Annotated in this window: 21 protein-coding genes; 15 read left to right on the top strand and 6 right to left on the bottom strand. The window is 43.7% G+C overall.

The features are described from left to right. Positions 1-18: 18 nt before the first annotated feature. Positions 19-1470, top strand: a complete 1452-nt coding sequence (locus tag ABWU87_RS00440; RefSeq protein WP_353332219.1) for a TrkH family potassium uptake protein — start codon at positions 19-21, stop codon at positions 1468-1470. A 199-nt stretch (positions 1471-1669) separates the two neighbouring features. On the opposite strand, the gene ABWU87_RS00435 is transcribed toward ABWU87_RS00440, so the two are convergent. Beyond that, entirely contained in the window at positions 1670-3418 is a 1749-nt protein-coding gene (locus tag ABWU87_RS00435; protein ID WP_353332217.1) for an SGNH/GDSL hydrolase family protein, read from the bottom strand. 416 nt (positions 3419-3834) lie between these two features. Beyond that, positions 3835-5670, bottom strand: a complete 1836-nt coding sequence (locus ABWU87_RS00430) for a right-handed parallel beta-helix repeat-containing protein (protein WP_353332215.1) — start codon at positions 5668-5670, stop codon at positions 3835-3837. Between the two features lie 671 nt (positions 5671-6341). On the opposite strand from ABWU87_RS00430, the gene ABWU87_RS00425 reads away from it, so the two are divergent. Genes ABWU87_RS00425 through ABWU87_RS00380 form a run of 10 tightly spaced genes read left to right on the top strand, consistent with a single transcriptional unit; the run spans position 6342 to position 16214 of the window. After that, positions 6342-6692, top strand: a complete 351-nt coding sequence (locus ABWU87_RS00425; protein WP_353332213.1) for an NADH-quinone oxidoreductase subunit A — start codon at positions 6342-6344, stop codon at positions 6690-6692. Further along, the gene (locus ABWU87_RS00420; RefSeq protein ID WP_353332211.1) at positions 6683-7264 is read left to right on the top strand and encodes an NADH-quinone oxidoreductase subunit B; all 582 of its coding nucleotides are present in this window, start codon (positions 6683-6685) and stop codon (positions 7262-7264) included. The genes ABWU87_RS00425 and ABWU87_RS00420 overlap by 10 nt, the downstream gene beginning before the upstream one ends. Positions 7265-7267: 3 nt before the next feature. Continuing rightward, positions 7268-8887: an NADH-quinone oxidoreductase subunit D gene (locus ABWU87_RS00415; RefSeq protein WP_353332209.1), complete on the top strand. Its 1620-nt coding sequence runs from the start codon at positions 7268-7270 to the stop codon at positions 8885-8887. Positions 8888-8903: 16 nt separating this feature from the next. Next, positions 8904-9980, top strand: a complete 1077-nt coding sequence (nuoH, locus tag ABWU87_RS00410; RefSeq protein ID WP_353332207.1) for an NADH-quinone oxidoreductase subunit NuoH — start codon at positions 8904-8906, stop codon at positions 9978-9980. Between the two features lie 13 nt (positions 9981-9993). Further along, a complete protein-coding gene (locus ABWU87_RS00405; RefSeq protein WP_353332205.1) occupies positions 9994-10500 on the top strand; it encodes a NuoI/complex I 23 kDa subunit family protein in 507 nt (168 codons plus the stop codon). Positions 10501-10506: 6 nt separating this feature from the next. Then, a complete protein-coding gene (locus tag ABWU87_RS00400) occupies positions 10507-11019 on the top strand; it encodes an NADH-quinone oxidoreductase subunit J family protein (protein ID WP_353332203.1) in 513 nt (170 codons plus the stop codon). 6 nt (positions 11020-11025) lie between these two features. Further along, positions 11026-11337: an NADH-quinone oxidoreductase subunit NuoK gene (gene nuoK / locus ABWU87_RS00395; RefSeq protein ID WP_353332202.1), complete on the top strand. Its 312-nt coding sequence runs from the start codon at positions 11026-11028 to the stop codon at positions 11335-11337. Positions 11338-11349: 12 nt separating this feature from the next. After that, positions 11350-13266 (top strand): NADH-quinone oxidoreductase subunit L, encoded by a 1917-nt coding sequence (nuoL, locus tag ABWU87_RS00390; RefSeq protein ID WP_353332200.1) that lies wholly within the window; start codon positions 11350-11352, stop codon positions 13264-13266. A gap of 18 nt (positions 13267-13284) precedes the next feature. Next, on the top strand, positions 13285-14772 hold the full coding sequence (locus tag ABWU87_RS00385; protein WP_353332198.1) for a complex I subunit 4 family protein: 1488 nt from the start codon (positions 13285-13287) through the stop codon (positions 14770-14772). A 20-nt stretch (positions 14773-14792) separates the two neighbouring features. Then, the gene (locus ABWU87_RS00380) at positions 14793-16214 is read left to right on the top strand and encodes an NADH-quinone oxidoreductase subunit N (RefSeq protein ID WP_353332196.1); all 1422 of its coding nucleotides are present in this window, start codon (positions 14793-14795) and stop codon (positions 16212-16214) included. 199 nt (positions 16215-16413) lie between these two features. Here ABWU87_RS00380 and ABWU87_RS00375 read toward each other — a convergent pair whose 3' ends face one another. After that, on the bottom strand, positions 16414-16566 hold the full coding sequence (locus tag ABWU87_RS00375) for a hypothetical protein (protein ID WP_353332195.1): 153 nt from the start codon (positions 16564-16566) through the stop codon (positions 16414-16416). Positions 16567-16985: 419 nt separating this feature from the next. Here ABWU87_RS00375 and ABWU87_RS00370 point away from each other — a divergent pair, with 419 nt between their 5' ends. The 4 genes from ABWU87_RS00370 to ABWU87_RS00355 all read left to right on the top strand — a co-directional run bounded on the left by ABWU87_RS00370 (position 16986) and on the right by ABWU87_RS00355 (position 22013). Further along, positions 16986-19703 carry a TonB-dependent receptor domain-containing protein gene (locus tag ABWU87_RS00370; protein WP_353332193.1) on the top strand — a complete coding sequence of 906 codons (2718 nt, stop codon included), beginning with the start codon at positions 16986-16988 and terminating at the stop codon, positions 19701-19703. 45 nt (positions 19704-19748) lie between these two features. After that, the gene (locus ABWU87_RS00365; RefSeq protein ID WP_353332192.1) at positions 19749-21002 is read left to right on the top strand and encodes a hypothetical protein; all 1254 of its coding nucleotides are present in this window, start codon (positions 19749-19751) and stop codon (positions 21000-21002) included. Positions 21003-21093: 91 nt separating this feature from the next. Beyond that, positions 21094-21573, top strand: a complete 480-nt coding sequence (locus ABWU87_RS00360) for a toxin-antitoxin system YwqK family antitoxin (RefSeq protein ID WP_353332190.1) — start codon at positions 21094-21096, stop codon at positions 21571-21573. A gap of 89 nt (positions 21574-21662) precedes the next feature. Further along, the gene (locus ABWU87_RS00355; RefSeq protein WP_353332188.1) at positions 21663-22013 is read left to right on the top strand and encodes a carboxypeptidase-like regulatory domain-containing protein; all 351 of its coding nucleotides are present in this window, start codon (positions 21663-21665) and stop codon (positions 22011-22013) included. Between the two features lie 350 nt (positions 22014-22363). Here ABWU87_RS00355 and ABWU87_RS00350 read toward each other — a convergent pair whose 3' ends face one another. The 3 genes from ABWU87_RS00350 to ABWU87_RS00340 all read right to left on the bottom strand — a co-directional run bounded on the left by ABWU87_RS00350 (position 22364) and on the right by ABWU87_RS00340 (position 26195). After that, entirely contained in the window at positions 22364-23557 is a 1194-nt protein-coding gene (locus ABWU87_RS00350; protein WP_353332186.1) for an AGE family epimerase/isomerase, read from the bottom strand. A gap of 5 nt (positions 23558-23562) precedes the next feature. Then, positions 23563-24951 carry an MFS transporter gene (locus tag ABWU87_RS00345; RefSeq protein WP_353332185.1) on the bottom strand — a complete coding sequence of 463 codons (1389 nt, stop codon included), beginning with the start codon at positions 24949-24951 and terminating at the stop codon, positions 23563-23565. A 65-nt stretch (positions 24952-25016) separates the two neighbouring features. Next, positions 25017-26195, bottom strand: coding sequence for a glycoside hydrolase family 130 protein (locus ABWU87_RS00340; protein WP_353332183.1), 1179 nt, complete (start codon positions 26193-26195; stop codon positions 25017-25019). Between the last annotated feature and the right edge of the window lie 181 nt (positions 26196-26376).

Raw genomic sequence — 26376 nt, 5'->3', positions numbered from 1 at the left:
ATCAGGTAGAAAATAGATATGATTAATCTGAAAATGTTTTTTAAGATAATGGGCATTCTGGTGCTCATTGAAACAGTTTTGCTGCTGGCATGTGCCGGGGTTTCCCTGATTTATCAGGAGAACGACATTGACGCCTTTCTGCAGGTAGTTGCCGGTTCGGCACTATTGGGAGGTGTGCTTGTGTTGTTGGGAAGAAATGCTCAGCGACAACTTACACGCCGGGATGGATACCTTATTGTGGCATCCACATGGTTGATTTTTACGATTATCGGCATGTTGCCTTTCCTCATCAGCGGATATATTCCCCGGGTGGTGGATGCTTTCTTTGAAACCATGTCGGGCTTTACCACCACTGGTGCTACGATTCTGAGCAATATCGAATCGCTTCCGCACGGATTGCTATTTTGGCGCAGCCTGACTCAATGGACCGGCGGTCTGGGATTCATTGTTCTGATTATCGCCGCGCTTCCTATTTTCGGAATGGGAAACATGCAGCTTTTTTCTGCCGAAGCCATCGCTCCATCTCATCAGAAACTGGCACCGCGCATCAGCGTAACAGCCCGATGGATTTGGTTTGTCTATCTCTCCCTGACAGTGGCTCAGATACTCTTTCTGCTGATGGGAGGAATGGGATTCTTTGACTCTATCTGTCACTCTTTCTCTACAGTATCTACCGGAGGGTTCTCAACCAAACAGGCTAACCTGGCTTACTACAACTCTCCTTATCTAGAATATGTAACCACCTTCTTCATGATTTTTGCAGGTATCAATTTCACCCTCCTTTTCTATCTGGTTAAGGGAAAGACCAAAAAAATACTGTTTGATGATGAACTGAGATGGTATCTATCCTCTCTGGCTGTTTTTACTACCATATTTAGTGTGGCACTCTACTACACTAGTCCTATGGGAGCCGGAGAGTCTTTCCGTAAAGCTCTGTTCCAGGTAGTTTCCATTCACACTACCACCGGATTCACCTCGGCCGATTACGCCACCTGGACACCCTTCCTGTGGGCAACCCTGGGAGTTATGATGTTTCTGGGAGCCAGTAGCGGGTCTGCCTCGGGAGGTATGCGCAGCATCCGCCTGATGATTCTGAGCAAGATGAGACGCAATGAGTTTAAACGGATGATTCATCCCAGCGCCGTGTTGCCCCTGAAAGTAAACAAGGTGGCTGTAACTCCGTCAACCCAATCATGCATTCTGCTCTTTGCCTCACTCTACATCACTACGTTTGTTGTAGGCTCGCTTATTATGATGGCAATGGGTACAGGGCTTGTAGAATCTTTCGGAACAGTGGCTTCCTGTTTGGGAAGCGTTGGTCCGGGACTAGGCTCGTATGGCCCTTCGTTTTCATGGAGCACCCTCCCCGATGGTGGTAAGTGGCTGCTCTCTTTCCTGATGCTGGCAGGCCGTATGGAACTCTTTGCCTTGTTCCTTATTTTCACTCCGCGTTTCTGGAAGAATCGGTAATCAAAGCAGATATTGTAGCCTTCAATGCGCAATGAGATTATGTGATAGGCGTATCGAAGATATATCCACATAAGAAAACAATAAAGCCAACTAATTTTCTATCGATTAGTTGGCTTTATTGTATTTGTAAGTATCCTCTCAAAATGCGTCGAATACCAAAAGAGGAAGAATTATTATCTCTTTACCTGCAATCTATTCACTAAAATTTTAAATACTCTTTCAATCTCTTTGCAATGCATTCATAACCTTTCTCGTTGGGATGAAGTCCATCTCTGAATAATGATGAATTAATCGTTCCATCACTCTGAGTAAGTTGAGGAGCCAAATCAATATAGGTAATGTCCTTAGATAGTTGTTCTTGTAGCATCTCGTTTATTTTACGAATCCGCATCTCCTGATCTTTTCTCGGCAAAATACCCATGACACATAGTTTTGCCATCGGTTGTTTCTGTTTGATCGCTTTAGTCAGGAATTTCAGTCCAGCAACAATCTCCTCATCTGTATTAAACTTCAGGTTATTTGTGCCAATTAACAAGAACACTCTTTTGGCTTGAAAGCCGTCCAGCTCACCATGATAAACCCGCCAAAGTACATTCTCTATTTTATCCCAGCCAAAGCCTAAATTGCGAACCTTCTTTCCTTTGAATAAGTCATCCCACGATTTCTTGCCGAATTGATTATTTGAAACAGGTTCACCTGCCCAATAATGAGTGATGGAATTTCCTATCATCACAACATCAGGAGCTGTTTGGCTATTTAGTTTCAGTACCTGGTTGTGACGATCATTCCAATCGTAACTATCTCTTTGTTGCTTACAGGGGATGCAGGTTTGAATTTCTCCGGTCTCTTCGTGCAGAATCTCTTTTATCTTCTTTATATAGCTATCGGCATATTGTTGCATACCCAGGTCATTGGGATGAACACCTTCAACCATTGCATCCATGGACAGTCCGATTTCTTCCTTGGATAAATAATAAATCTCAGGGATGCCTTCTTTTACTAAAGCCTCATAAGCCCTGCGCAATTCTGCATTTGGGTATCTGTATGATGCTTCAGTTGTTTTGGATGAATACTCATTTGTATATCCACTATGCTCAACCAATAGAATTGGAGCACTGTTTTTTTCTCTCAGTTTTTTTACGCCCTGCAAAGTGCGGTCGTAAACAACCACCGAAGCCTCTTTTCCAGCCAGGTTTGGCATACAATCAATGATGTATAATTTTGCATCGATTTCAGCAAGCAGATCAAACAGCTCACTTTCTAATTTCCCGTTTCCGGAGAAACCCAGGTTAATAACCGGATGCGCCAAATTACGTTCTATGATATTTCCCCACGCCATTCCGGGCCGGGAGGCACAAGCACCCTGAGCAATAGAAGTTCCATAAATCACAAGTGGTTTTTCTTCCGAAACTGGTATAAAACTTAATGAGGCATTTGATGGTACTCCTATTTCCATCCAAGAAACTGTGTTATACAAAGGCAAATACAATTTATATTCGTATCCTTTTACCGGATCTGTTTCGTAAGATAAACCCCCATAAGTATAGGTAACTGTATCTCTAAAAGCATATTTAGCAGCGCACCAACGGGTTCTCCCATTTTGATCTGTAGCATATAGATCAACACCCGAAACTCCGGTAGTAGGCATATGAGGTATTGAAAATGCCCCTTTCACAACATACCGCACTTTAATTTCCGGCGAATTAGAATAAAATGCAACAGATAGTCCGGCACTATTTCTGGATAAGTCCCAGACTGGTTTCCGAACCTTATCCTGTGCCCGCTGCGGAAGTCTTGCATACGAATCTTTCAACTCATCTTGCCAGGCTTGTCCACGAACAACGGGGAAATTTTGCTTTAATGGATTTTCCCACTTGTACTGTGCATGCAATAAGGAACTTGCTGTTAGTAATAATAAAACTAGAAAGTGTTTTCCTTGAGTTTTCATTGTAGTTTTCGAAAATAAATGTGTTAACTAATTATCTGTATCCATTTATCCAGATGCATTGTGCAAAAGTAGATGATTTATTTAAAATGTTGAATCAGACAATTAATTTAAGAATAATCTTAGAAATGAGGCGAAAAGTCCCGATTCTACATTTGAGACAACACTTATAAAAAACAAAACGATTTTAAGTGCTCGTCAAACAAGAGCAAAGTTGTTATCCAACCTTTCTGTGCAAAACACAGAAGCACCACTACGGAGGTTCGCAGAAATATTACTTTTCGTAATAAACATGGAAAGAAGCACTTCGAGGGTCGGACAACAACTTTTCATTCCTTTTCGCTGAAAGTAGAGCCCTTTACAAACTCGTTAGTGACGGTGGTCGGATGACCACCTTTCACTCACTCTTTTTCGCGGAACTATTTCTTCAACTTGAAGAAGGAATCCTTACGCAGTTTCACCTCTCCCGGCTTCATATTCTCCAGACGAATGGTTTTTCCCAACACATCGCCTTCGGCCTTATTCCCGGAAATCAGCACATTCTTGCAAGCATCCAGCGTGATGCCGTCTTTGCGGTAATGGAAAGGCTGGTAGGTAGTATTGCGAACCAGCTTGTTATCTGTAAAGCTGAGTCCATCTACCGACTTTGCATAGAGAATAGGGTAATCGAACAGGTTGAAGGTGTTATTCTCAATCCGGATATTCCGGTGGAACGGATATTTAGGATCTGGTTTAGGTATTTCAGGATAGATGCTGATAACCGCTTCGCAGAACTGGTACATGGACGACATGCAGGGATAGCGGAAGATGTTGTTACGAATCAGCACATCTTTCACCGCACCCGATTCGTACCACTGGTTGGCATCGCCCGCAATCAGGATGGCCGAACCGCTCGATTCGAAGGTATTGTTTTCAATCACCACCTTACCCGGAGTTGAAACCAGCAATCCACGAGCTCGGCAGCTGCCGAAGAAGCTGTTACGAATCTCCACATCGGGGGTACATGTCAGATTTTCGAGGGCTGCACCGGCAGCAATTCCTACTGGCAGCGGAGCCTGCAGTTCCACAATGAAATCGGTTTTGCTCAGCGGATTGAAAGAGGTCATAATACCGGTTCCAACTGTACGCATGCTTTGGTTTTCAATGAATCCCACCTTCTCTCCGGGTCGTCCCCACTCCATACCTACGCTTTGTTCGTGCATAAAGCGACACTTGATACGGGTTGGCGACAGAATCTCCACAATGCGTACACAAGTACCGTGAATATTGATAGGGTCATCCATCAGTCCGCCCCACGCGCACTGGTCAATGCGGATGGTACCGCTGCAACCCATGAAATGGAAACCGTCGTCGTGACCGCTTAGGTAACGGTTTTTTGCCGCATTTGGAACCACCCGTACCTTGATCATTGTAATATCACGGGTGTATTGCGACAGCACACCCAGTCCACAGCAGTGGTACAGGTCAATCTCTTCCATGCTTACATTATTGCTATGAAAAAGGAAGATTCCGGCATGGTCGCGTTCATTGGTACGTAACACCAGCCAGTTGCCCACTTTGGGATATACCTTCGCCACTTTAGGGTCGCTCAAACGCACAATGCCCGGAGAAACCTCTTCGGCGTGATATCTGCGCCATCCCAAGCGGTCGCCTGTATAGGGTGCCACCAGATGAGTATCGGGTGTAAATTCCATAATGCCCCACATCTCGCTTTTCCATCCTTCACCGATGAATACCAATCGGTTATCCTCTATAATATATGGTGATTCGTGGGTATCAATCTGAATTTCGAAATAATCGGGAGTCGACTTTAGCACCTTTGCCTGAGCTGTAAGCGGAATATCCCAATCTATATTAAAACCTTTCAGTCGGATGTCCGAGCAGTGGTCCAGGGTAAGCGGCTGCATACGTCCGTGCATAACAAAGGATGAGCCGTTGCCATCGAGGGTGAAATCCTTCAGACTGTCCAACAGAATAGCCAGTGTCTTGGGATTGTTGTCTGTAGTGTTTGTTTCGTAATAATCTCTTTCTGTTGAATGCTGCGCCCAGAAGTCGTACCTTCCTTTCGGAAACAGCAGAGTGCTTCCGGGTTGTTTACGACAAGCCTCGAGGGCTTTCTGTACATAGGGAACTGCATTTACCCTACTATCGGGCTTCAACCCGAAATCGGCAATCGAAATAACCTGACCGGCTGAAGAGTACGTCCAGCTGCAGAAAAGCAACAAGGCGCTCAGCCATAGATTTAGTTTGTTCATGTGTTAGATAAATTAATTTATTAGTTGTGTTAATTGGATGTTTTGTACATAATTTCTGCTATTTATCCAAGTGACAGGAGATAGAATTAGAGACTTAAAAACGTATCATACTTACTTACTCCTGGGTATTTGGTCATGTGAGAGTATCAAAATTGCATTCAAGGACTCCCAGGATACAAAAATATGCATTTTTATCCGTTAACCTCACCTTTGGAGCTAATTAATTGGTCTGTTAATTATCCAGGAAATAGTTTCAAATAAAACAGCCTGTATTTAGACTCTCAGACGGAAATAAAAGATATTCGGAGGTATCCTCTCCTTTAGGGAATAAAGCGCAAATGATAGCCCGGACAAGAATCCCAAACTCATCACCGCTTAATTATGAGATAGTTAACAGCTCGCCAGAAAGCTATCCAAAATGTAGTTTACATTTCTTCACTGACAAATCAATATCTATCAGGTTTCATCAAAGGAAGGCTTAAACATAAGTCTCCTTTTTTCTGTCAATTTCATAAAAACGGAATAAAAAAGTAACTTTTTGTTTAGTCAGGATTGCAAATCACGAATATAAAATTGTATCTTTGCGCTCTAAAAAAGCTGAAATTCAGCTCTAAAAATATCTTATTGTTAAACATTCTTTTATATTATACATTTTTAATGTACATTGAACTATGAATTTTATGATGTTAATTGTCGCTGTGATCACGGCAATCGCCCTGGTTGCTGCGGCGTTGTTTATCGCCAAAGCGATTTCACCGCGCTCGTTCAACCCACAGAAGGGGGAAACGTATGAGTGTGGTATTCCTACCAGAGGTAAGTCTTGGATGCAGTTCAGAGTAGGTTACTACCTCTTCGCCATCCTGTTTTTAATGTTTGATGTTGAAACCGTATTTCTTTTCCCTTGGGCTACCATTGTGGGTAAGTTAGGTGTAAACGGACTTATCGGTATTCTGTTTTTCCTTGGTGTATTAATTTTAGGCCTGGCTTATGCCTGGAAGAAAGGAGCTCTCGAATGGAAATAAAGAAGCCCAAAATAAAGTCTATGCAATATGAAGACTTCAAAGATAATGAGTATTTGGAAAAAATGGTTGAGGAGCTCAACGCACAGGGTGGCAACGTACTTGTTGGCAAACTGGACGACCTCATCAACTGGGGACGAAGCAACTCCCTTTGGCCGCTTACCTTTGCGACCAGCTGTTGCGGTATTGAATTCATGGCACTCGGTGCCGCGCGTTATGACATGGCCCGTTTCGGGTTTGAGGTAGCACGTGCCAGCCCCCGTCAGGCAGATATGATCATGGTTTGCGGAACCATCACCGACAGAATGGCTCCCGTATTGAAGCGTCTTTACGACCAGATGCCTGATCCGAAATACGTAATTGCCGTTGGAGCCTGTGCCTGCACCGGAGGTCCGTTCAAGAAATCGTACCACGTAGTAAACGGTGTTGACCAGATTATGCCGGTGGATGTTTACATCCCGGGTTGTCCTCCACGCCCTGAAGCATTCTACTATGGTATGATGCAACTACAGCGCAAAGTGAAACTCGAAAAATTCTTCGGTGGAGTAAACCGCAAAGAGAAAGAAGAAAAATAAGCTATGAAGATAAAAGACAGAATATTAGAAATTGTCCCTGAAGCACAGTTTGCTGAACAGGGCGACCTGGTTGCCACCATTCCGGCCGAATCGTTTCATACACTGGCCGAACGCCTGAGATATGACGAGGACATGCAATTCGACTTCCTGCTGAGCTTGACAGGTATGGACTGGGGCGAAACCCTGGGTGTGGTATACCACTTGGAGTCTACAACACACGGTCACAGCATTGTACTGAAAACAATGACTGCCAACCGCGAAAATCCGGAACTGCCTTCAGTAACCGATTTATGGAAAGCTGCCGATTTCAACGAACGTGAAGTGTTCGACTTCTTCGGCATTCGTTTTATCAACCACTCGGACATGCGCCGTTTGTACCTTCGTGAAGACTGGGTAGGCTATCCGCTTCGCAAGGATTACGACGACTCGCTTAACCCGTTGCGTATGACCAACGAGGTAACAGAGGATACCACCGAAGAGCTTTCTCTGGACGAAGAGGGTAACCTGGTGAACAAGACCAACATTCTTTTCGACGAAAAAGAGTATGTAGTAAACATCGGTCCTCAGCACCCGGCTACACACGGTGTACTACGTTTCCGTACTTCACTGGAAGGTGAAACCATTAAAAAGATTGAACCATATTGCGGATATATCCACCGCGGTATCGAAAAGATGAACGAAAGTCTGACTTATCCTCAGACACTGGCCCTGACCGACCGTCTTGACTACCTTGGAGCACACCAGAACCGTCACGCGGTATGTATGTGTGTTGAAAAGGCAATGGGCGTAGAGGTAACAGAACGTATTCAGTACATTCGTACCATCATGGACGAGCTTCAACGTATCGACTCTCACCTCTTGTTCTATTCATGTGCCGCTATGGACTTAGGTGCCCTGACAGCATTCTTCTACGGATTCCGCGACCGTGAAAAGATTCTCGATATCTTCGAAGCTACTACCGGCGGTCGTCTTATCCAGAACTACACTACTATCGGAGGTGTACAAGCTGACATCCACCCCGACTTCGTTAAGAAGGTAAAAGAATTCATCGCATATCTTCGCCCTATACTAAAAGAATACCACGATGTATTCACAGGCAACATCATTGCACAGCAACGTATGAAAGATGTAGGTATCCTTTCTCGCGAAGATGCCATCTCATTCGGTTGTACCGGAGGTACCGGACGTGCATCAGGATGGGCATGCGATACCCGTAAGCGCAAGCCTTACGCAATGTACGACAAGGTAGACTTCAAGGAAATTATTTACACTGAAGGCGACTGCTTTGCGCGTTACATGGTTCGTATGGACGAGATTCTTGAATCTATGAAGATCATCGAACAGCTGATTGACAACATCCCAGCGGGAGACTATCAAGTGAAAATGAAACCTATTATCCGTGTACCCGAAGGTAGTTACTTTGCTTCCGTTGAAGCAAGCCGTGGAGAATTTGGCGTGTTTATTGAAAGCCACGGAGACAAATTCCCATTCCGTATGAAGTACCGTTCAACCGGTCTTCCATTGGTTTCGGCAGTAGATACCATCACACGCGGCGCCAAGATTGCCGACCTTATTGCAATCGGTGCAACGCTCGACTATGTAGTACCTGATATTGATAGATAAATAAAATATTAAAGATATGTTTGATTTTAGTATAGTTACAAGCTGGATACATGGCCTGCTGACAGGATTCATGCCTGAAGGCTTAGCCATTTTCCTGGAATGTGTAGTCGTTGGCGTGTGCATTATGCTGATGTATGCCATTCTTGCTATCATCCTTATTTATATGGAGCGCAAGGTATGTGCATTCTTCCAGTGTCGTCTGGGTCCGAACCGTGTAGGTAAATACGGACTTCTGCAGGTCTTTGCCGACGTATTTAAAATGTTGATCAAGGAAATCATTACTCTGAAATTCTCAGACCGCCTGCTTTACAGCCTGGCTCCTTACCTGGTTATCCTTGCTTCAATCCTTTCATTTGCCTGTCTTCCTATCAACAAAGGAATGGAAGTTATCGACTTTAACATCGGTGTATTCTTCCTGATGGCCGCATCTTCAATCGGAGTTGTAGGTATCTTGCTGGCAGGTTGGAGTAGTAATAGTAAATTCACGCTGATTGGTGCAATGCGTAGTGGTGCACAGATTATCAGCTACGAACTTTCAATCGGTCTTTCTATCCTTACAATGGTTGTGCTTACAGGAACCATGTCGTTCTCTGAAATCGTAGCAAACCAGGCCGACGGATGGAATATCTTCAAAGGACACATTCCTGCGTTGATTGCATTCATTATCTACCTGATTGCAGGTAATGCCGAAACCAACCGTGGTCCTTTCGACTTGCCGGAAGCTGAATCGGAGCTTACAGCCGGATATCACACAGAATATTCGGGTATGCACTTCGGATTCTTCTACTTGGCCGAGTACTTGAACCTCTTCATTGTATCGGGTGTAGCAGCCACTGTCTTCCTGGGAGGATGGATGCCGTTCCACATCTCCGGTCTTGACGGATTCAATGCCATCATGGATTACATTCCCGGATTTGTATGGTTCTTTGCAAAAGCCTTCTTTGTAGTCTTCCTGCTTATGTGGATTAAGTGGACTTTCCCACGTCTGCGTATTGACCAGATTCTGAGACTGGAATGGAAATTTTTGGTGCCAATCAGTTTGCTCAACCTGTTCTTGATGGTACTCATTGTTGTATTTGGATTACACTTTTAATTAATAGCAAGATATGAATAGTTTTAATCAATATATATGCTCTCTGTTTGGCGGCATCAAAACCTTGCTGATAGGTATGAAGACCACCATTACAGTATTCTTCCGCAAGAAGACTACCGAGCAATACCCTGAGAACCGGGCTACCCTCGAAATCTCGGAACGCTTCCGCGGTACGTTGGTAATGCCTCATAACGAAAACAACCAGCATAAGTGCGTGGCTTGTGGACTTTGTCAGATGGCTTGCCCCAACGGAACAATCGAAATTACTTCGGAAATGGTTACCGACGAAGAGGGTAAGAAGAAAAAAGTATTAGTTAAATATCAATACGACCTGGGAAGCTGCATGTTCTGTCAGCTTTGCGTAACCGCATGTCCTCACGACGCCATTAAGTTTGATAATTCTTTTGAACATGCTGTTTATACACGCAGCAAGCTGATAAAGCAACTTAATAACGAAGGTTCATCAGTAATTGAAAAAAAGAAACCTGTCAACGAAGGTTCAACAGTAGAAAAAAAGTAAATGATTATGGATATTACACTTAACCAAGTAGTATTTTTCGTTGTGGCAATCTTCATCACCGTATTCTCGGTGCTGACAGTTACCACCAGTAAAATTCTACGCTCAGCCACTTATCTGCTGTTCGTTCTTTTTGGTACAGCAGCTATCTATTTCCTATTGGACTATACGTTCCTGGGAGCCGTACAGTTAATGGTCTATGCAGGCGGTATTGTCGTCTTGTATGTCTTCTCGATTCTTCTTACCAACTCTGACCAGAGTATGAACAAGAAGCTGAAAATGAGTAAGGTGGTGGCCAGTCTGGTTACAGCCGTAGCCGGTGCAGCCATCGTATTGTTTATCCTGCTTACTCACGGGTTCGTTCCAACCGCTTCGGCCGAAGCCGGAGAATTGCCGATGACAGTGATTGGCGAAGCATTGATGGGCAGTGGCAAGTTCCAATACTTGTTGCCGTTCGAAGCAATCAGTGTCTTCCTGCTGGCTTGTATCATCGGAGGTTTATTAATCGCACGTAAAAGATAAAAGAGAATGGAAATACAAGTAGAATATTATTTAATAATAAGCACCATCATGCTCTTTGCCGGTGTCTTCGGATTCCTGACCCGCAAAAACACGCTGGCCATGCTTATCTCAGTAGAGCTTATACTGAACGCGACAGACATTAACTTTGCAGTATTTAACCGTTACTTGTTCCCGGAACAGCTGGAAGGTCACTTCTTCGCACTCTTTGCTATTGCGATTGCAGCAGCCGAAACAGCTATCGCCATCGCGATTATCATCAATATCTACCGTAACGTACGGAGTATTCAAGTGAAGGACCTCGAGGAAATGAAACATTAAAAAAGAGACATTATGGAATTTACAATATTTATTTTACTGCTTCCGGTGCTGATGTTCCTTTTCTTAGGATTGGCGGGACATAAGCTTAAGCCGAGTGTAGCAGGACTATGCGGAACAATATCCCTGGGTACTGTTGCTGTAATATCTTACATCACCGCATTTCAGTATTTTACTGCTCCGCGTGTGAATGGAGTATTCGAGACGCTGGTTCCATTGAATATGGAATGGCTTCGCCTTACCGAACATCTGCACATTGACCTGGGTATCTTACTGGACCCTATCTCTGTAATGATGCTGGTGGTTGTATCTACCGTATCTTTCATGGTACATATCTATAGTATGGGTTACATGAAAGGTGAAAAGGGCTTCCAACGCTACTACGCGTTCCTGTCACTCTTCACCTTCTCAATGATGGGACTTGTGCTGGCAACCAACATTTTCCAGATGTATATCTTCTGGGAGCTTGTGGGTGTATCTTCTTACCTGTTAATCGGGTTCTATTTCACAAAGCCAAGTGCGGTTGCCGCTTCTAAAAAGGCGTTTATCGTAACTCGTTTTGCCGACCTTGGCTTCCTGGCCGGTATCTTGGTTCTTTCTTTCTTCAGCAACACCTTCAGCTTCACCGAACTGATGAACGGCAGCTGCACCTCTGTACTGCAGAGCGCAGCCGGACAAACATTCCTTGGAGGTAGCGTAATTGCCTGGGGATTAGGTCTGATGTTTATGGGTGGTGCCGGTAAGAGTGCCATGTTCCCGTTCCACATCTGGTTGCCCGATGCAATGGAAGGTCCAACTCCTGTGTCTGCCCTTATCCATGCTGCAACCATGGTTGTTGCCGGTGTTTACTTAGTGGCTAGAATGTTCCCGCTGTTTATTGATTATGCTCCTGATGTACTTGCAGGAATTGCCTATATCGGTGCTTTCACAGCACTCTTCTCGGCAGTGATTGCTTGTGTGCAAACAGATATCAAACGTGTGCTTGCCTTCTCAACCATCTCTCAGATTGGTTTCATGATCGTGGCACTGGGTGTTTGTACCGGAAAAGATGCTCACGAAGGTCTGGGTTACATGGCTTCCATGTTCCACCTCTTTACACACGCTATGTTCAAGGCTTTATTGTTCCTTGGAGCAGGTTCCATTATCCACGCTGTTCACAGCAATGAAATGAGCGACATGGGTGGACTTCGCAAATACATGCCCATCACACACATCACTTTCCTGATTGCGTGTTTGGCTATTGCAGGTATCCCTCCGTTCTCCGGATTCTTCAGTAAGGACGAAATCCTGGCTGCTGCATTCAAATACAGCTCAATGATTGGCTGGTTGATGACATTCGTAGCCGGTCTTACCGCATTCTATATGTTCCGTCTATACTACAACATTTTCTGGGGTAAAGAACACAAGCACGAACATACACCACACGAATCTCCGCTTACTATGTCGTTCCCATTGATGTTCCTGGCTGCTGTTACAGTAGTTGCCGGTTTCATTCCATTCGGAACTCTTGTAAGCAGCAACGGTGAAGCATACCACATCCACTTGGATATTGTTGTAGCTTCAATCAGCGTATGTGTTGCCGTGATTTCAATCATCATTGCTACCATTTTCTACCGTAAGGAAGAACAACCAATTCCCGATATGCTGGGTAAGAAGTTCCGTAGTTTACATACTGCAGCTACTCACCGTTTCTATATTGATGAAGTTTGGATGTTTATCACCCATAAGATTATCTTCCGTTGCATCTCTACTCCTATTGCTTGGTTCGACCGCCACGTAGTTGACGGATTCATGAACTTCCTTGCATGGAGTACACAGGAAGCATCTTTCTCTATCCGCGGCTTCCAGTCGGGACGAGTTCAGCAATACGCTTATGTGTTCCTTATCGGTGCATTGGTTATTATTATAGGATTACTACTTCTATTTATCTAAATATAAAACAGAATAGATATGAACTTTTTAATATTATTCGTAATCGTCCCTCTCTTAATGATGCTTGGGCTATGGATGAGCCGGAACATCAAACAAATCAGAGGTGTGATGGTAGCAGGTTCCAGCTTGCTGCTGATACTGGCAGGTGTTCTTACCTACTTATATCTTGCAGAACGCGGTGCCGGCAATACTGCAGAAATGCTTTTCAGATCAGACTGGACGTGGTATGCTCCACTTAATATAAAATTCTCTCTGGGTGTAGACGGCATCTCAGTAGCCATGCTGCTGCTGTCGGGTATCATTGTATTCACCGGAACATTTGCTTCCTGGCAAATGAACGTGCAAACCAAGGAATACTTCCTCTGGTTCTGTCTGCTCTCGCTGGGAGTATTCGGGTTCTTTATCATCATCGACCTGTTTACCATGTTCATGTTCTACGAAATAGCGCTTATCCCTATGTACCTGCTTATCGGTGTATGGGGTAGCGGTAAGAAAGAGTACTCGGCCATGAAGCTTACCCTGATGTTGATGGGTGCTTCGGCTATGCTGATGGTAGGTATCTTCGGTATCTACTTCGGTTCGGGTGCTACTACCATGAACATCCTTGAGATTGCTCAGTTGCACAACATTCCGGTTGGCCAGCAATTAATCTTCTTCCCGCTTACCTTCTTAGGTTTCGGGGTTCTGGGTGCCCTCTTCCCATTCCACACATGGTCTCCCGACGGTCACGCTTCAGCGCCTACAGCTGTATCTATGCTTCACGCCGGAGTATTGATGAAACTGGGAGGTTACGGATGTTTCCGCGTAGCCATGTACCTGATGCCGGAAGCTGCCAACCAGTTGGGTTGGATCTTCCTCATCCTGACTTCAATCAGTGTGGTTTACGGTGCATTCAGCGCTATTGTTCAGAAGGACTTGAAATACATCAACGCTTACTCTTCAGTAAGCCATTGCGGATTGGTACTTTTCGCCATCCTGATGGTAAACCAGACTGCAACCACCGGTGCCGTTATCCAGATGTTGTCACACGGTTTGATGACAGCCCTCTTCTTTGCCTTGATCGGTATGATCTACGGCCGTACTCACACTCGTGATATTCGTGAATTGAGCGGTTTGATGAAAATCATGCCTTTCCTTTCAGTTTGCTATGTAATCGCCGGTCTCGCCAACCTGGGTCTGCCAGGCTTAAGCGGTTTCGTTGCCGAAATGACTATCTTCGTAGGTTCATTCCAGCACACAGATACGTTCCACCGTGTAATCACAATTATTGCTACAACTTCAATTGTAATCACAGCGGTTTATATCCTGCGTCTGGTTGGAAAAATCCTGTATGGTACACCTGAGAACCCGGAACACCTGAAACTGACAGATGCTACCTGGGATGAGAGATTCTCTGTAATCTGTCTGATTGTAGCTGTTGCCGGACTGGGTATCGCTCCTCTCTGGATCAGCAATATGATTAGTGATAGTGTAATGCCGGTAGTAAATGCTCTAACCAATTTATAACGAATTAAAATCTGATAAAAATGGATTATAGTCAATTTCTATATATGAAAGAGGAGCTGTCGCTCATTGCGGTTATTGTTATTTTACTCCTGTTCGATTTGTTGGCAGGAGAAAAGGCACGCAAACACTTCTCTTTGACAGCTTGTTTGTTACTCGGCGTTCATACACTGATTAACCTGTTCCCCTCTCAACCGGCGGAAATGTTCGGAGGAATGTATTACTACACCCCGATAATGACCATCGTAAAGAGCGTTCTCTCTTTTGGTACTCTGATTGTGTTTATGCAGGCAAACACCTGGCTGAAACGTGAAGATACAAACATCAAGCAAGGTGAATTCTATGTACTCACCCTCTCTACACTGCTGGGTATGTACTTCATGATTGGAGCAGGCAACTTCCTGATGTTCTTCATCGGACTTGAAACTGCTTCTATCCCGATGGCTGCTCTGGTTGCTTTCGATAAGTACAGACACCACTCTGCCGAGGCAGGTGCCAAGTATATCCTTACTGCAATGTTCTCTTCGGGACTGTTGATGTTTGGTCTTTCCATGATCTACGGTTCTTGCGGAACACTTTACTTCAACGATATACCTTCTGTGCTGAACGGAAGCCTGATGCAGATTATGGCATTGGTGTTCTTCTTCACCGGTATGGGATTCAAGATTTCGCTGGTTCCGTTCCACTTGTGGACAGCCGACGTTTATCAGGGTGCTCCTACCACCGTTACTTCATACCTATCGGTTGTGTCTAAAGGTTCGGCTGCATTCGTGCTGCTCACCATCCTGACCAAGGTATTCGGACCAATGATGGTAGAATGGCAAACTATCCTTTACTGGATTATCATCATCACCATCACACTGGCCAACTTGTTTGCTATCCGTCAGCAGAACATGAAACGCTTCCTGGCGTTCTCTTCTGTATCACAGGCCGGATACATCATGCTGGGTGTTATCGGTGGAAACACGCTGGGTATGTCTTCGCTGGTTTACTACGTACTGGTGTATGTAGTGGCTAACTTGGCAGCATTCGGTATCATATCAATCATTGAGCAAAGAAGCGACAAGGTGGAAATGAACGACTACAACGGATTGTATCAAACCAATCCGAAGCTGGCCTTCATCATGACACTGGCTATCTTCTCACTGGCTGGTATCCCTCCGTTTGCAGGGTTCTTCAGCAAGTTCTTCATCTTCATGGCTGCATTCCAGGCAGGATTCCAGCTGTTGGTATTCATTGCATTGGTTAACACGGTAGTCTCTCTGTATTACTATCTGTTAGTTGTAAAAGCAATGTACATCAACAAGAACGAAACTCCGATTGCGCCATTCAAGAGCGACAACTTTACCCGTGTAAGCTTGGCTATCTGCCTGCTTGGTATTCTGGGACTGGGTATCGCCAGCATCGTATTCGAAACAATCCACGGATTAAGCTACGGCATGTAATCCACCGGACTGAATAGATAAATCAATAAGCAAAGGGGCTGTCTTACTACAAGACAGCCCCTTTGTCGTTTGTACCAGAACTCATGTAAACCGAATCCAGAAATAACACATTTACTGACAAGTCGGCTTAGGAATAAGAATTGTATTGCCAATCGGTTCTAGTTATAACAACAGAAAACGTAAACCCATCCAGGAAAGGTCACCAATCGGTTGAAGTAATAACCTCGGGAACCGTAAGTCCATTCAGTAAATGGCCAACTGCCACCACGTTTTTAAAAAACGTCACCATCTTTTCTGAAAACTCCGCCATCTTTTCTGAAAACGTAACCATCTTTTCTGAAAAAACCTCCATGTTTTAAAAGCATCATCATGAACTATAAATCTTACGCCTAAGAATAAAAAACTCACGCCTGAAAATAATTTTCTTACGCCTGAGAATAAAAATCTATCGACAATAAATAACCCTGTTCAATTTCTTTGCATACGGACAAAGCCAAATAAACGATTTCTTCGATGTTTCAACGCAATACTTTTTGTCTGCCAATTCCCACTATCTGAGAGCGATTTATCCGTTCCACCAAGTTTCGATAGCGTGAAACTGTTTCTTCATGCATTTATAACACCGTAATACACTTGTAGCAAATATATAAACCAATTGTACCTGCTCTGACTTACTGATGTAACCTGCTTGCCTCAACTTTGCAAAAGAAAAATAAGGCACATAATCTACAAACTAACATCAGTATGACTTTATCACAAAATAAAGAAAGTATGTACAAATCAATTTTACTTGCATTCGCTTTTCTAATCTCATCGACCACTTTTGCACAGAAAGGAAAAATAACCGGATGCATCACAGACGGTCAAACCAAAGAAGCCCTCTTCGGGGTTACCGTCCAGGTGGAAAACAGCAGCTTGGGAGCCATTACCGATTTTGACGGGAAATATACCATCAACGGAGTACCGCAGGGAACTCACACAATTCAGATATCGTATATTTCGTACGACACGCAGAAAATTACGGGGGTAACAGTAAAAGCAAGACAAGCTACACAGATAGACGGCGTACTGATGCCAGCCAACATCAGACTAAAAGAGGTGGTGGTATTAGGCCGGAAGAATCTGGAAACAGAAAAAGCACTGATGGTGGAACGTCAGAAAGCAACCATCGCACTCGAGAACCTGGGAGCCAAAGAGATGTCGGTAAAAGGTATCTCGACGGTGGCCGATGGGGTGAAAAAGATTACAGGTATCTCTATTGAAGGAAAAAACGACCAGCTGTTTGTAAGAGGGCTGGGCGACCGCTACAGCACAACAACACTAAACGGACTCTCCATCGCCTCCCCGAATCCGGACAACAAACTGATACCTCTCTCCCTCTTCCCTACTTCGGTTGTGAAGAACATCACGGTGAGCAAGGTGTATCAGCCTTCTACATTCGGCGACTATTCGGGAGCACATATCAACATCGAATCGAAAGAGAACATCGGGAGCGATTACTTCACCGTATCAGCCTCAACAGGAGGCAAGCTGAACACACTATTCGCCGATTTCTATGCATCAGACAAAGGCAACACAGGATGCCCCTACTTGGGATGGATGAACGGATTGATTCTTCCTTCGGATATAAAGAAGATGAGGTCGGACGATTTCAGGAGTTATGCAGGCGGCAACAATCCTTTCAAGACTTCCTTCAGAGCCGGTAAGAAACAGGGATTGCCTGAGCTGGGGCTTGACCTTGGAATGGGAAAATCATGGAAAATAGGCAACCAGACATTGAATGCAAGTGCTGCCCTAAGTTTTAAGAACGATTACACAATCAACAAAGATGCTTACACCTCAACCCTAAACGCACAGGGAATCATCATGGACAAGTTCAACTACAACAAGTACACCTATGCCACAACTTCATCGGCCATGGGGCAGTTGAGCTATACATTAAGAAAGAACGATTTACTGACATACAACGTAATGTACGTAAAGAGCACCGACGACAGCTATTCGGACCGCGACGGAGTAGATCCGGAGGGTATTCTGCTGAGGGGAAGCAACAGCATCTATCATATCTATGCACTGCTAAATAATCAGTTGGCAGGACAACATTCCTTGAGCGACAAGCTTTTGCTTAACTGGCAAGGCTCTTACGGCAAGACTAGCAGCGACGAACCCGACCGCCGTCAGGTGATGTTTGCCAAGGGAGACAACAGAACGCTGTCACTGTTCAGACTGAACCAACAGGAAACCATGCGCTACTTTGGCGAGCTGGATGAAAACGAATGGGTAGGCGACATGAAACTAAAATACAACTTCACCAATAACTATTCGGAGAGTAACTTCATCCGCATCGGTGGAGCCGCCAAAAGCAAATCAAGAGACTACTACTCGGCAAACTTCTACTACAACGTCGATGGAATAAGACCGGTGATTACGGATATATACAACACGGACAGCTACCTGAATTTCGAGAATCTGCGGAATGGAAGCATCTACATCAACAAGAGCTCGCAGCCACGTAACAAATACTTTGCAGGCAACGACCTCTATGCCGGATTCGCCGAAATTGAATTCTCGCCGATGGACAAACTGTTGGCCGGAGCAGGTGTACGCTACGAACACTCACAACAATGGGTAAGATACTGGAACGATGCCGCTGCCGAAAAGCGGGCGGAACTGAACAGCGACGATCTCTTCCCGGCACTGAACCTGAAATATACCATCGACAAGCAAAGCAGCATGAGACTTAGTGCATCACGCACCGTAACCCGCCCATCATTCATTGAGATGGCTCCGTTTGAATACCAGGAATCGTATGGCGGAGAAATTGTGAGAGGATATGCAGATATCAAGAACGGATACAACTACAACATCGACTTGCGTTATGAGATATTCCCTCTCTCCGGCGAAATGTACTCAATATCGGCTTACTACAAATACCTCGACTCTCCTATCGAATGTATTCAGGAATATTCGGGTTCGGCCATACAAAGCTTCCGCAATGTGAACAAAGGAATGGTAGCCGGAATAGAGTTGGAAATGAAAAAGAAGCTGGCAAAGTACCTGAAACTGGATTTCAATGCTTCGTATATCTATACCAAGATTACACTGCCCGAAGATGGTATTTATACCGACAAATCGAGACAGCTGCAGGGAGCATCGCCCTACCTGGTTAATGCCGACTTGAACTACTCTCCTAAATTTTCGAAAGATAAAATGCTGTCACTCTCTTTGGTTTACAACCTGCAAGGGCCGCGCATTCATACAGTGGGTATCAACAACGTAAACAACGTGGAAGAGAAGGCATTCAACGCACTCGACTTTATAGGCAGATACAGTGTTAATAAGCACCTTCAATTCAAGTTCCAGGCAAAGAACCTGATTAATCAGGACCGGAAGTTTACACAGAAAATATCAGGCACAGGCAAAGTGGAGACTGTAAAGTATCATAAGGACGGCACAAGCTTCGACCTGGGATTCACATACAATTTTTAACCTCAATAACATAGAGTAATAACTAACATTTTAATTAAAGGATTTATGAAAAAGAACTTTTTGAAAATTAGTTTTCTTGTACTTTTTTCATTGACAATGAGTACGTTGACAACAAGCTGTAGCAGTGACAACGACAATGCAATTGAAACAAAAGCCGATCCGAACGGATACGAACTGAAAGGAGAATTGACCGGAACCCGCACACTGCTTGCCGGACAGAAATATACTTTAACCGGAGGATATCATGTAAAGAATGGCGGTAACCTGATTATTCAGGAGGGAGTAACAATTGAATCGACTCGCGCTATCGACGGAGCATGTGATTACATCTTGGTTGAACAAGGTGGTAAGATCAATGCCAAAGGAACAAAAGACAAACCGGTTGTAATGACCTCTGTACTGAAAGAGCCGAAAGCATGGGGTGGTATCCACATCTGCGGTAAAGCTCCTATCAATCTTATCGGAGCAACAAAATCGGAAATTGGCGACGCTCCATTCGGAGGAACAGATGCGAACGACAATTCGGGAGTGCTCTCTTACGTACGTCTGGAATACACCGGCTTCGCTTTCAACGCGGATAAAGAATCAAACGGTTTCACGTTCTACGGTGTAGGTAGAGGTACTCAACTAGACCACCTGCAATCTTACAAAGGTGCCGATGATGGTTTTGAATGGTTCGGCGGTACGGTTGACGCTAAATATCTTGTATCGACCGCCAGTGAAGACGATTCGTTCGACTGGACCGACGGATGGGTAGGAAGAGGCCAATTCTGGATTGCCGTTCAGGATCAAAGCGCTCCCGATGCAACCGGTACTGCAAACGGCGACTGCCTTATCGAAGCAGATACCCGCTCGGACGACTTCGCAAGAAAACCGGCTTCGTGCCCAACTCTTGCCAACCTTACATTGATTGGCAACAACGATACCAATGCTCAGAAAAGAGGTATCAGACTTCGTGCCGGAACTTATGTTAAGCTCTACAACTCGCTTGTTACCGGTAAACCTAAGTGCATAACAACTGCTACTGCCGAAACAGAACAAAGCTTCATCGACGGCAAGTCTGAAATACAATATGTATACACTGCAAACGCATATTCTTACGAATCGGGCGCAGCACTGGCTTTGGATACCAAAACAGGAAATGCAGTTAACCAGACATTCAGCTTTACAAACGGATACGTAGGAACAATTGACGGAGGTAAAGACATGAGCACTGTAGACAGCTATTTCACAAAAGCCCTATTCAAAGGTGCAGTCAATGCAAACGACGACTGGACTGCAGGCTGGACGTTGAAATAAGAGATACAAACAAGGAAAGACTGCATCCGTAAGTAATGGGGTGCAGTCTCTTTTTATATAACCAGGCTTACAGGCCAAAAAGAATAGAATTATGAGAAGAATCTTTATTGTATGCCTCCTGCTGACTGCCACCTTTGCCTTAAACCTGCATGCGCAGAATCAGAAAAAGCTTACGGTGATTGATGGAATATACTACACCGACGAGAGTCAAAGCACGCTCTACACCGGTGAATATACCGAATACTACCCCGACGGAGTGTTGAAGATGGAAATGTTTATCAAGAACGGAAGTCCCGAAGGCATCTATCTGCTCTATTTTCCCAACGGAAAAATTGAAGAAGTACGGTCGTATTACAACGGTGTGTTTCACGGAACCTGGAGAACCTACACCCGGCAAGGGATTCTGGTTGGAGAGGCACGCTACAAGAAAGGAGAGAAAGACGGACTGTGGCGTATTTGGGATGAAGATGGAAAGCTTCGTTACGAGATGCATTACGATAACGGGAAAAAGAGCGGTATATGGAACATGTGGGATGAAAACGGCAGGCTGATATCATCCAAACAATATTAACAGTTTTGTATTATCGGTGTAGCATTTTTATAACACAAGTTCTTTTACTTTGCAATACAAAACAGAAAGAACATTTAATTTAGATAGAAATGAAAAAGACTTTAACTCTCGCGGCAGCTTTATTGATTTTCGGTGCAACAGCCTCACAGGCAAAGGGAAAAGACGAGCCTAAATCAGCAGAAAAGACAGCTGCAGTTTCTACTTACACCCTAAGCGGTAAAGTAACTGACCTGAAAGCGGGCGAAACCCTGGTGGGTGCAACAGTAACAGTTAATGGTAAAAAAGTTTTCACCGACCTGGATGGCAATTTCACCATTGAGAATGTAAGCGGAAAAGAGTGCGAAATTCAGGTTAACATGATTTCGTACAAGCCTGAAGTGGTTAAGGTTGCTATTAGTAATAAGGAAAATAAAAACATTCAGATTGCATTAAAACAATAGGTTATAGAATACATATAATTAGGTCTTATTATTTACAAAAAAGTTAATTTGTAGTCTAATAAAGCTGGCGTGAACGGTCATTGACTGATAGTTCACGCCAATTATTATTTTCTCAGGGCTGATGTTATCAAACGAATGTTGTCATTCACTGTTTACTCAAAGAAAAGTAAAACTCATCTTCATAATTATATAGCTATATGTAAATGAGAATCAACTCTTCAACATCCTGAAAACTGCCCAGGTAGGATTCTGGAATACAACGAGTTCAAACTCAGGAACTACTGCCAGTACATGATCCATCACATCCGCTTGGATTTCTTCTATGCTATTAAGAAATCGTATTTAGTATTTTATAAAATATTATTCTCTATAATTTCCATACACATACGTCCATTATGGTACGGACATTTCCAGAATCCTGCTTTGTCATCTATTGTATTCACAGTGCCATCTGCTTTGATACTCCAGTACCATTCTCCATTACTATAATCAATAAGATGTTTCTTTATGTAGTTCCAGCATGCAACTGCTTTTTCAAGAGCGTCTTCCCGTTGAAAATGTTTATACAAGTAGAAGAATCCCACCACGGTTTCTGCCTGAACCCACCAATGGCGATCCGCATCGACTTCATTCGTTTCCAGATTCATTTCATAGACCATTCCTCCATCCCCGCGAAGACCTTCACTTGCAGCATCTGCAATCTTAGGTATTACTTTCTCCACTCTTTTCAATAATTCATCCTCTCCCAAAACAGAAGCAGCTTCATAAATAAGCCAGGAAGCCTCAATATCGTGTCCATACGAAACGATATGATCTTTCCCGTTCCATTCTTCATCAAAGAATAGTTTCAAATGGTTAGTCTCCTTATTTAATATTTTATCGAGAAAAACAACAATTAGATTCTTTATCTGATTCTTCAATTCTTCGTCTTTCCATACTCTGTAAAGATTGGTGTATGGTTCGAGAATATGAAGATGCGTGTTCATCGTTTTCTTTTCATTGGCATCCTTCTCGCTTAAACGCATATCTTCTATTTCATTCCATTCGCGGGTAAACGCCTCCAGATATCCATTCTTTACTTTATCAAAACTGTACTTTTCTATGGAATGAAACAGATTTATTGCATAATCCAGCGCTTCCTTATCGCCTGTAGCTCTGTGATATTCACTTAATCCGTAAATGGCAAAACCTAAAGCATAAATTTGTTTTTTTGTATCCAACGGGTTACCATTTTTATCAAGAGACCAATAAACCCCTCCAAATTCCTTATCAAAGAATTTGTCGATAACATACCGCTTTGCACGTGTTGCCATCGTAAGATATTCCTCTTTTTTCAGTAGACGATATGCTGCAGAATAAGTCCATAAGATACGTGCATTGAGTATCGCTCCTTTTTCAGCTTCCGGATTTAAACTTTCTTCTCCCGTCATTTGTCCGAAAAAGCCACCGTTATCTATATCCTGCATCTTTATTTGCCAATACAGAAGAATGTTATTCTGCAGAACATCAAGAACCTCTGCTTTTAAATTCGTTATCATATCCATACCTCTTAGTTTAAATCCTTACGACGCTCCTCCAGTTGCAAAGTGATGTTCTTCACCTTCTTCTCGCTCAGCGGGTAGAAAGAAATGAAAATAACCGAAAGCACTGTGCCAAGTGCAGGAAGGAAGCTCAGCATCATCTTAATTCCGATAATGGCCGAATCCGATTGAATCACATTTGCCTTGAATCCAAAATAAGCCAGTAACCATCCGGTTAATGCTCCCCCTAATGTCCAGCCTAATTTCTGTGACATAGAAGAAGAAGAGAAGATGAGTCCCGTAGCCCTACGACCACATTTCAGTTCGGAATAATCAGCTATATCTGCATACATAGACCACAAGAGCGGGAAAATAATCCCTGCGCAAATGCTGATCAATGCCTGGAATACGAATATAAGCACCAACTGCTCACGGGTAAACCAGAAAAAAACGATACTAAGGATCGTTGCAACAGACATTGCCGCAAGATAGGTGTTCTTTTTCCCGATATTATTGGCCACAGGAGCAGCTAATGCTACCCCTACCATATTGGCGGCCTGTCCCAGTGCCAGATAAAGGGAGGTCCATGTTACGGTTACCCCCAGTGACGCTATTTTAAGCGAGTTATCTTCAAATATGTAATATTTAAAATAATAAATTGTTGCCCCGTCACGAATTGAGTTGAAGATCAATGCGGCAATACCTGCTCCCAACAATATCCACCAGGGACGATTGTGCCACAAATCGAGCAAATCTTCTTTTAACGTGCTCTTTTCTTCTTTCTTTATCGGTTTCACCCGCTCTTTGGTCAAGGCAAAACAACCCAGAAACAGTGCTACACAAATTACAGCAATGACTCCAACTCCATAGGTCCATCCAAGCTGAGGATTGATTGTTCCTCCCATTTTGGAGAAAAACTCAACCAGTGGCTGGATTAATAACAAGGCGATAAAACTACCCAGATAGGCAAAGAACATACGATATGAAGAAAGGGTGGTTCGTTCCTTCGGATTGGGGGTCATAACCCCTAGCAAGGAGGCATACGGAACATTAATCGTTGAATAAACCATCATCATCAACGTGTATGTGATGTAGGCGTACACCAGTTTCCACTCTATGCTGAAATCGGGTGTTACAAACGTAAGGACACCTATGATTCCGAAGGGTACAGCTACAAAAAGTAAATAAGGCCGGAACTTTCCCCACGGGGAGTTCGTTCGGTCGGCTATAACACCAATGACCGGATCAAGAAAAGAATCCCAGACTCGTGTCACCAAAAACATGGTTCCCACTGCTGCCGGTGCCAGACCATAAACATCCGTATAAAAGAAAAGAAGAAACATTCCAAAAATCTTCCAAAACATGGAAGAAGCCATATCTCCCAGACCGTAGCCTATTTTTTCTGTTAGTTTTATCATGATATTATTTCAAAAATTAGATCTCAGGTTGACAAGTTTGTCAATGACATAAACGATACAAAGAGTTATTTATTTGCCAGCAAACTAAGATTTTTCTCAATCTGTTTCTTCAAAGTTTCAACTGATTTTGTTGTTGTAAATCCATCTTCCGGAGTATTCATGCAATAATCCACCAACTTTTCAATGGTTGAGGTTGCCACGTGCATCCGGGTATCGGAAGAGGCATAATAGATGTACACAGTTCCGTCATCGTCAGCAATCCATCCGTTACTGAAAAGCACATTCGATACATCTCCTATCCGCTCTATTCCTACTGGAGCCATAAAATATCCTCCAGGAGCCGCAATCAGTTTTGAAGGATCTTTCAGATCGGTCATATACAGATAAAGAACATAACGCAAACCGGCAGCGCATCCTCTTACTCCGTGAGCTAGATGGAGCCATCCTTGGGGCGTTTTAATTGGATGAGGGCCTTCTCCGTTCTTCACTTCTTTAATCGTGTGATAGTAACGATGATCAATAATCTTTTCTTCTTTAATTTCAGCTTTGGTAATATCATCAATCAAAGCCCAGCCAATACCCCCGCCGCTTCCGGCATCAATAAAACCATCTTGGGGGCGGGTATAAAGTGCATATTTCCCGTTGACAAACTCAGGATGAAGCACTACGTTACGTTGCTGACTTCTGGATTTTAAGTCGGGCAGCCGTTCCCAGTTTATCAAATCTTTTGTTCGGGCAATTCCGGCAGTTGCCGTAGCCGTAGATAGATCACCTGCCGGAGCATTCGGATCAAGTCGCTCGGCACAAAATATGCCATAAATCCATCCATCTTCGTGAGAGGTGAGACGCATATCATAGATGTTTGTAGCAGGGTTCTCTGTATCGGGAATAGTCAAGGGAAAATCCCAAAAGCGGAAATTATCTATTCCATTGTTACTCTCGGCCACTGCAAAAAACGATTTTCTATCAACTCCCTCTACCCTGGCCAGAAGGATATATTTCCCATTCCATTTGATTGCGCCCGAATTCAGGACTGCGTTCATTCCAATCCTTTCCATCAGGTATGGGTTAGAGCGTTCATCTAAATCATATCTCCAGGTTACGGGAGTATGTTCAGCTGTTAGTATGGGGTATTTATAACGAGTAAACAGGCCATTACCATTAGGTATTTTCTCATTTTTAAGTACAAGTAAAGCTTCTTGATCTTTCAGAAGTTTATCTACCTTTTCATCAAATTTATTCATGCAAATTATTTCTTTAACATATTATTTAAATCCTTACAAAAAAGAGTCTGAGGCATTAAAAAAAATGATTTAAAATCTTTTCTTGATATCTGTTCCTGACATGGAGCATTATAGTGATATTTATTCTCACAACCATCTCTCCGTACAAGCAGATATGCCAAAGGATATTTTTTTACCACAG

Source organism: Bacteroides sedimenti (assembly GCF_040365225.1).
Classification (GTDB): Bacteria; Bacteroidota; Bacteroidia; order Bacteroidales; family Bacteroidaceae; genus Bacteroides; species Bacteroides sedimenti.
Note: the sequence above shows the minus strand (reverse complement) of the source record. Positions and strands in the feature narration are given on the sequence as shown.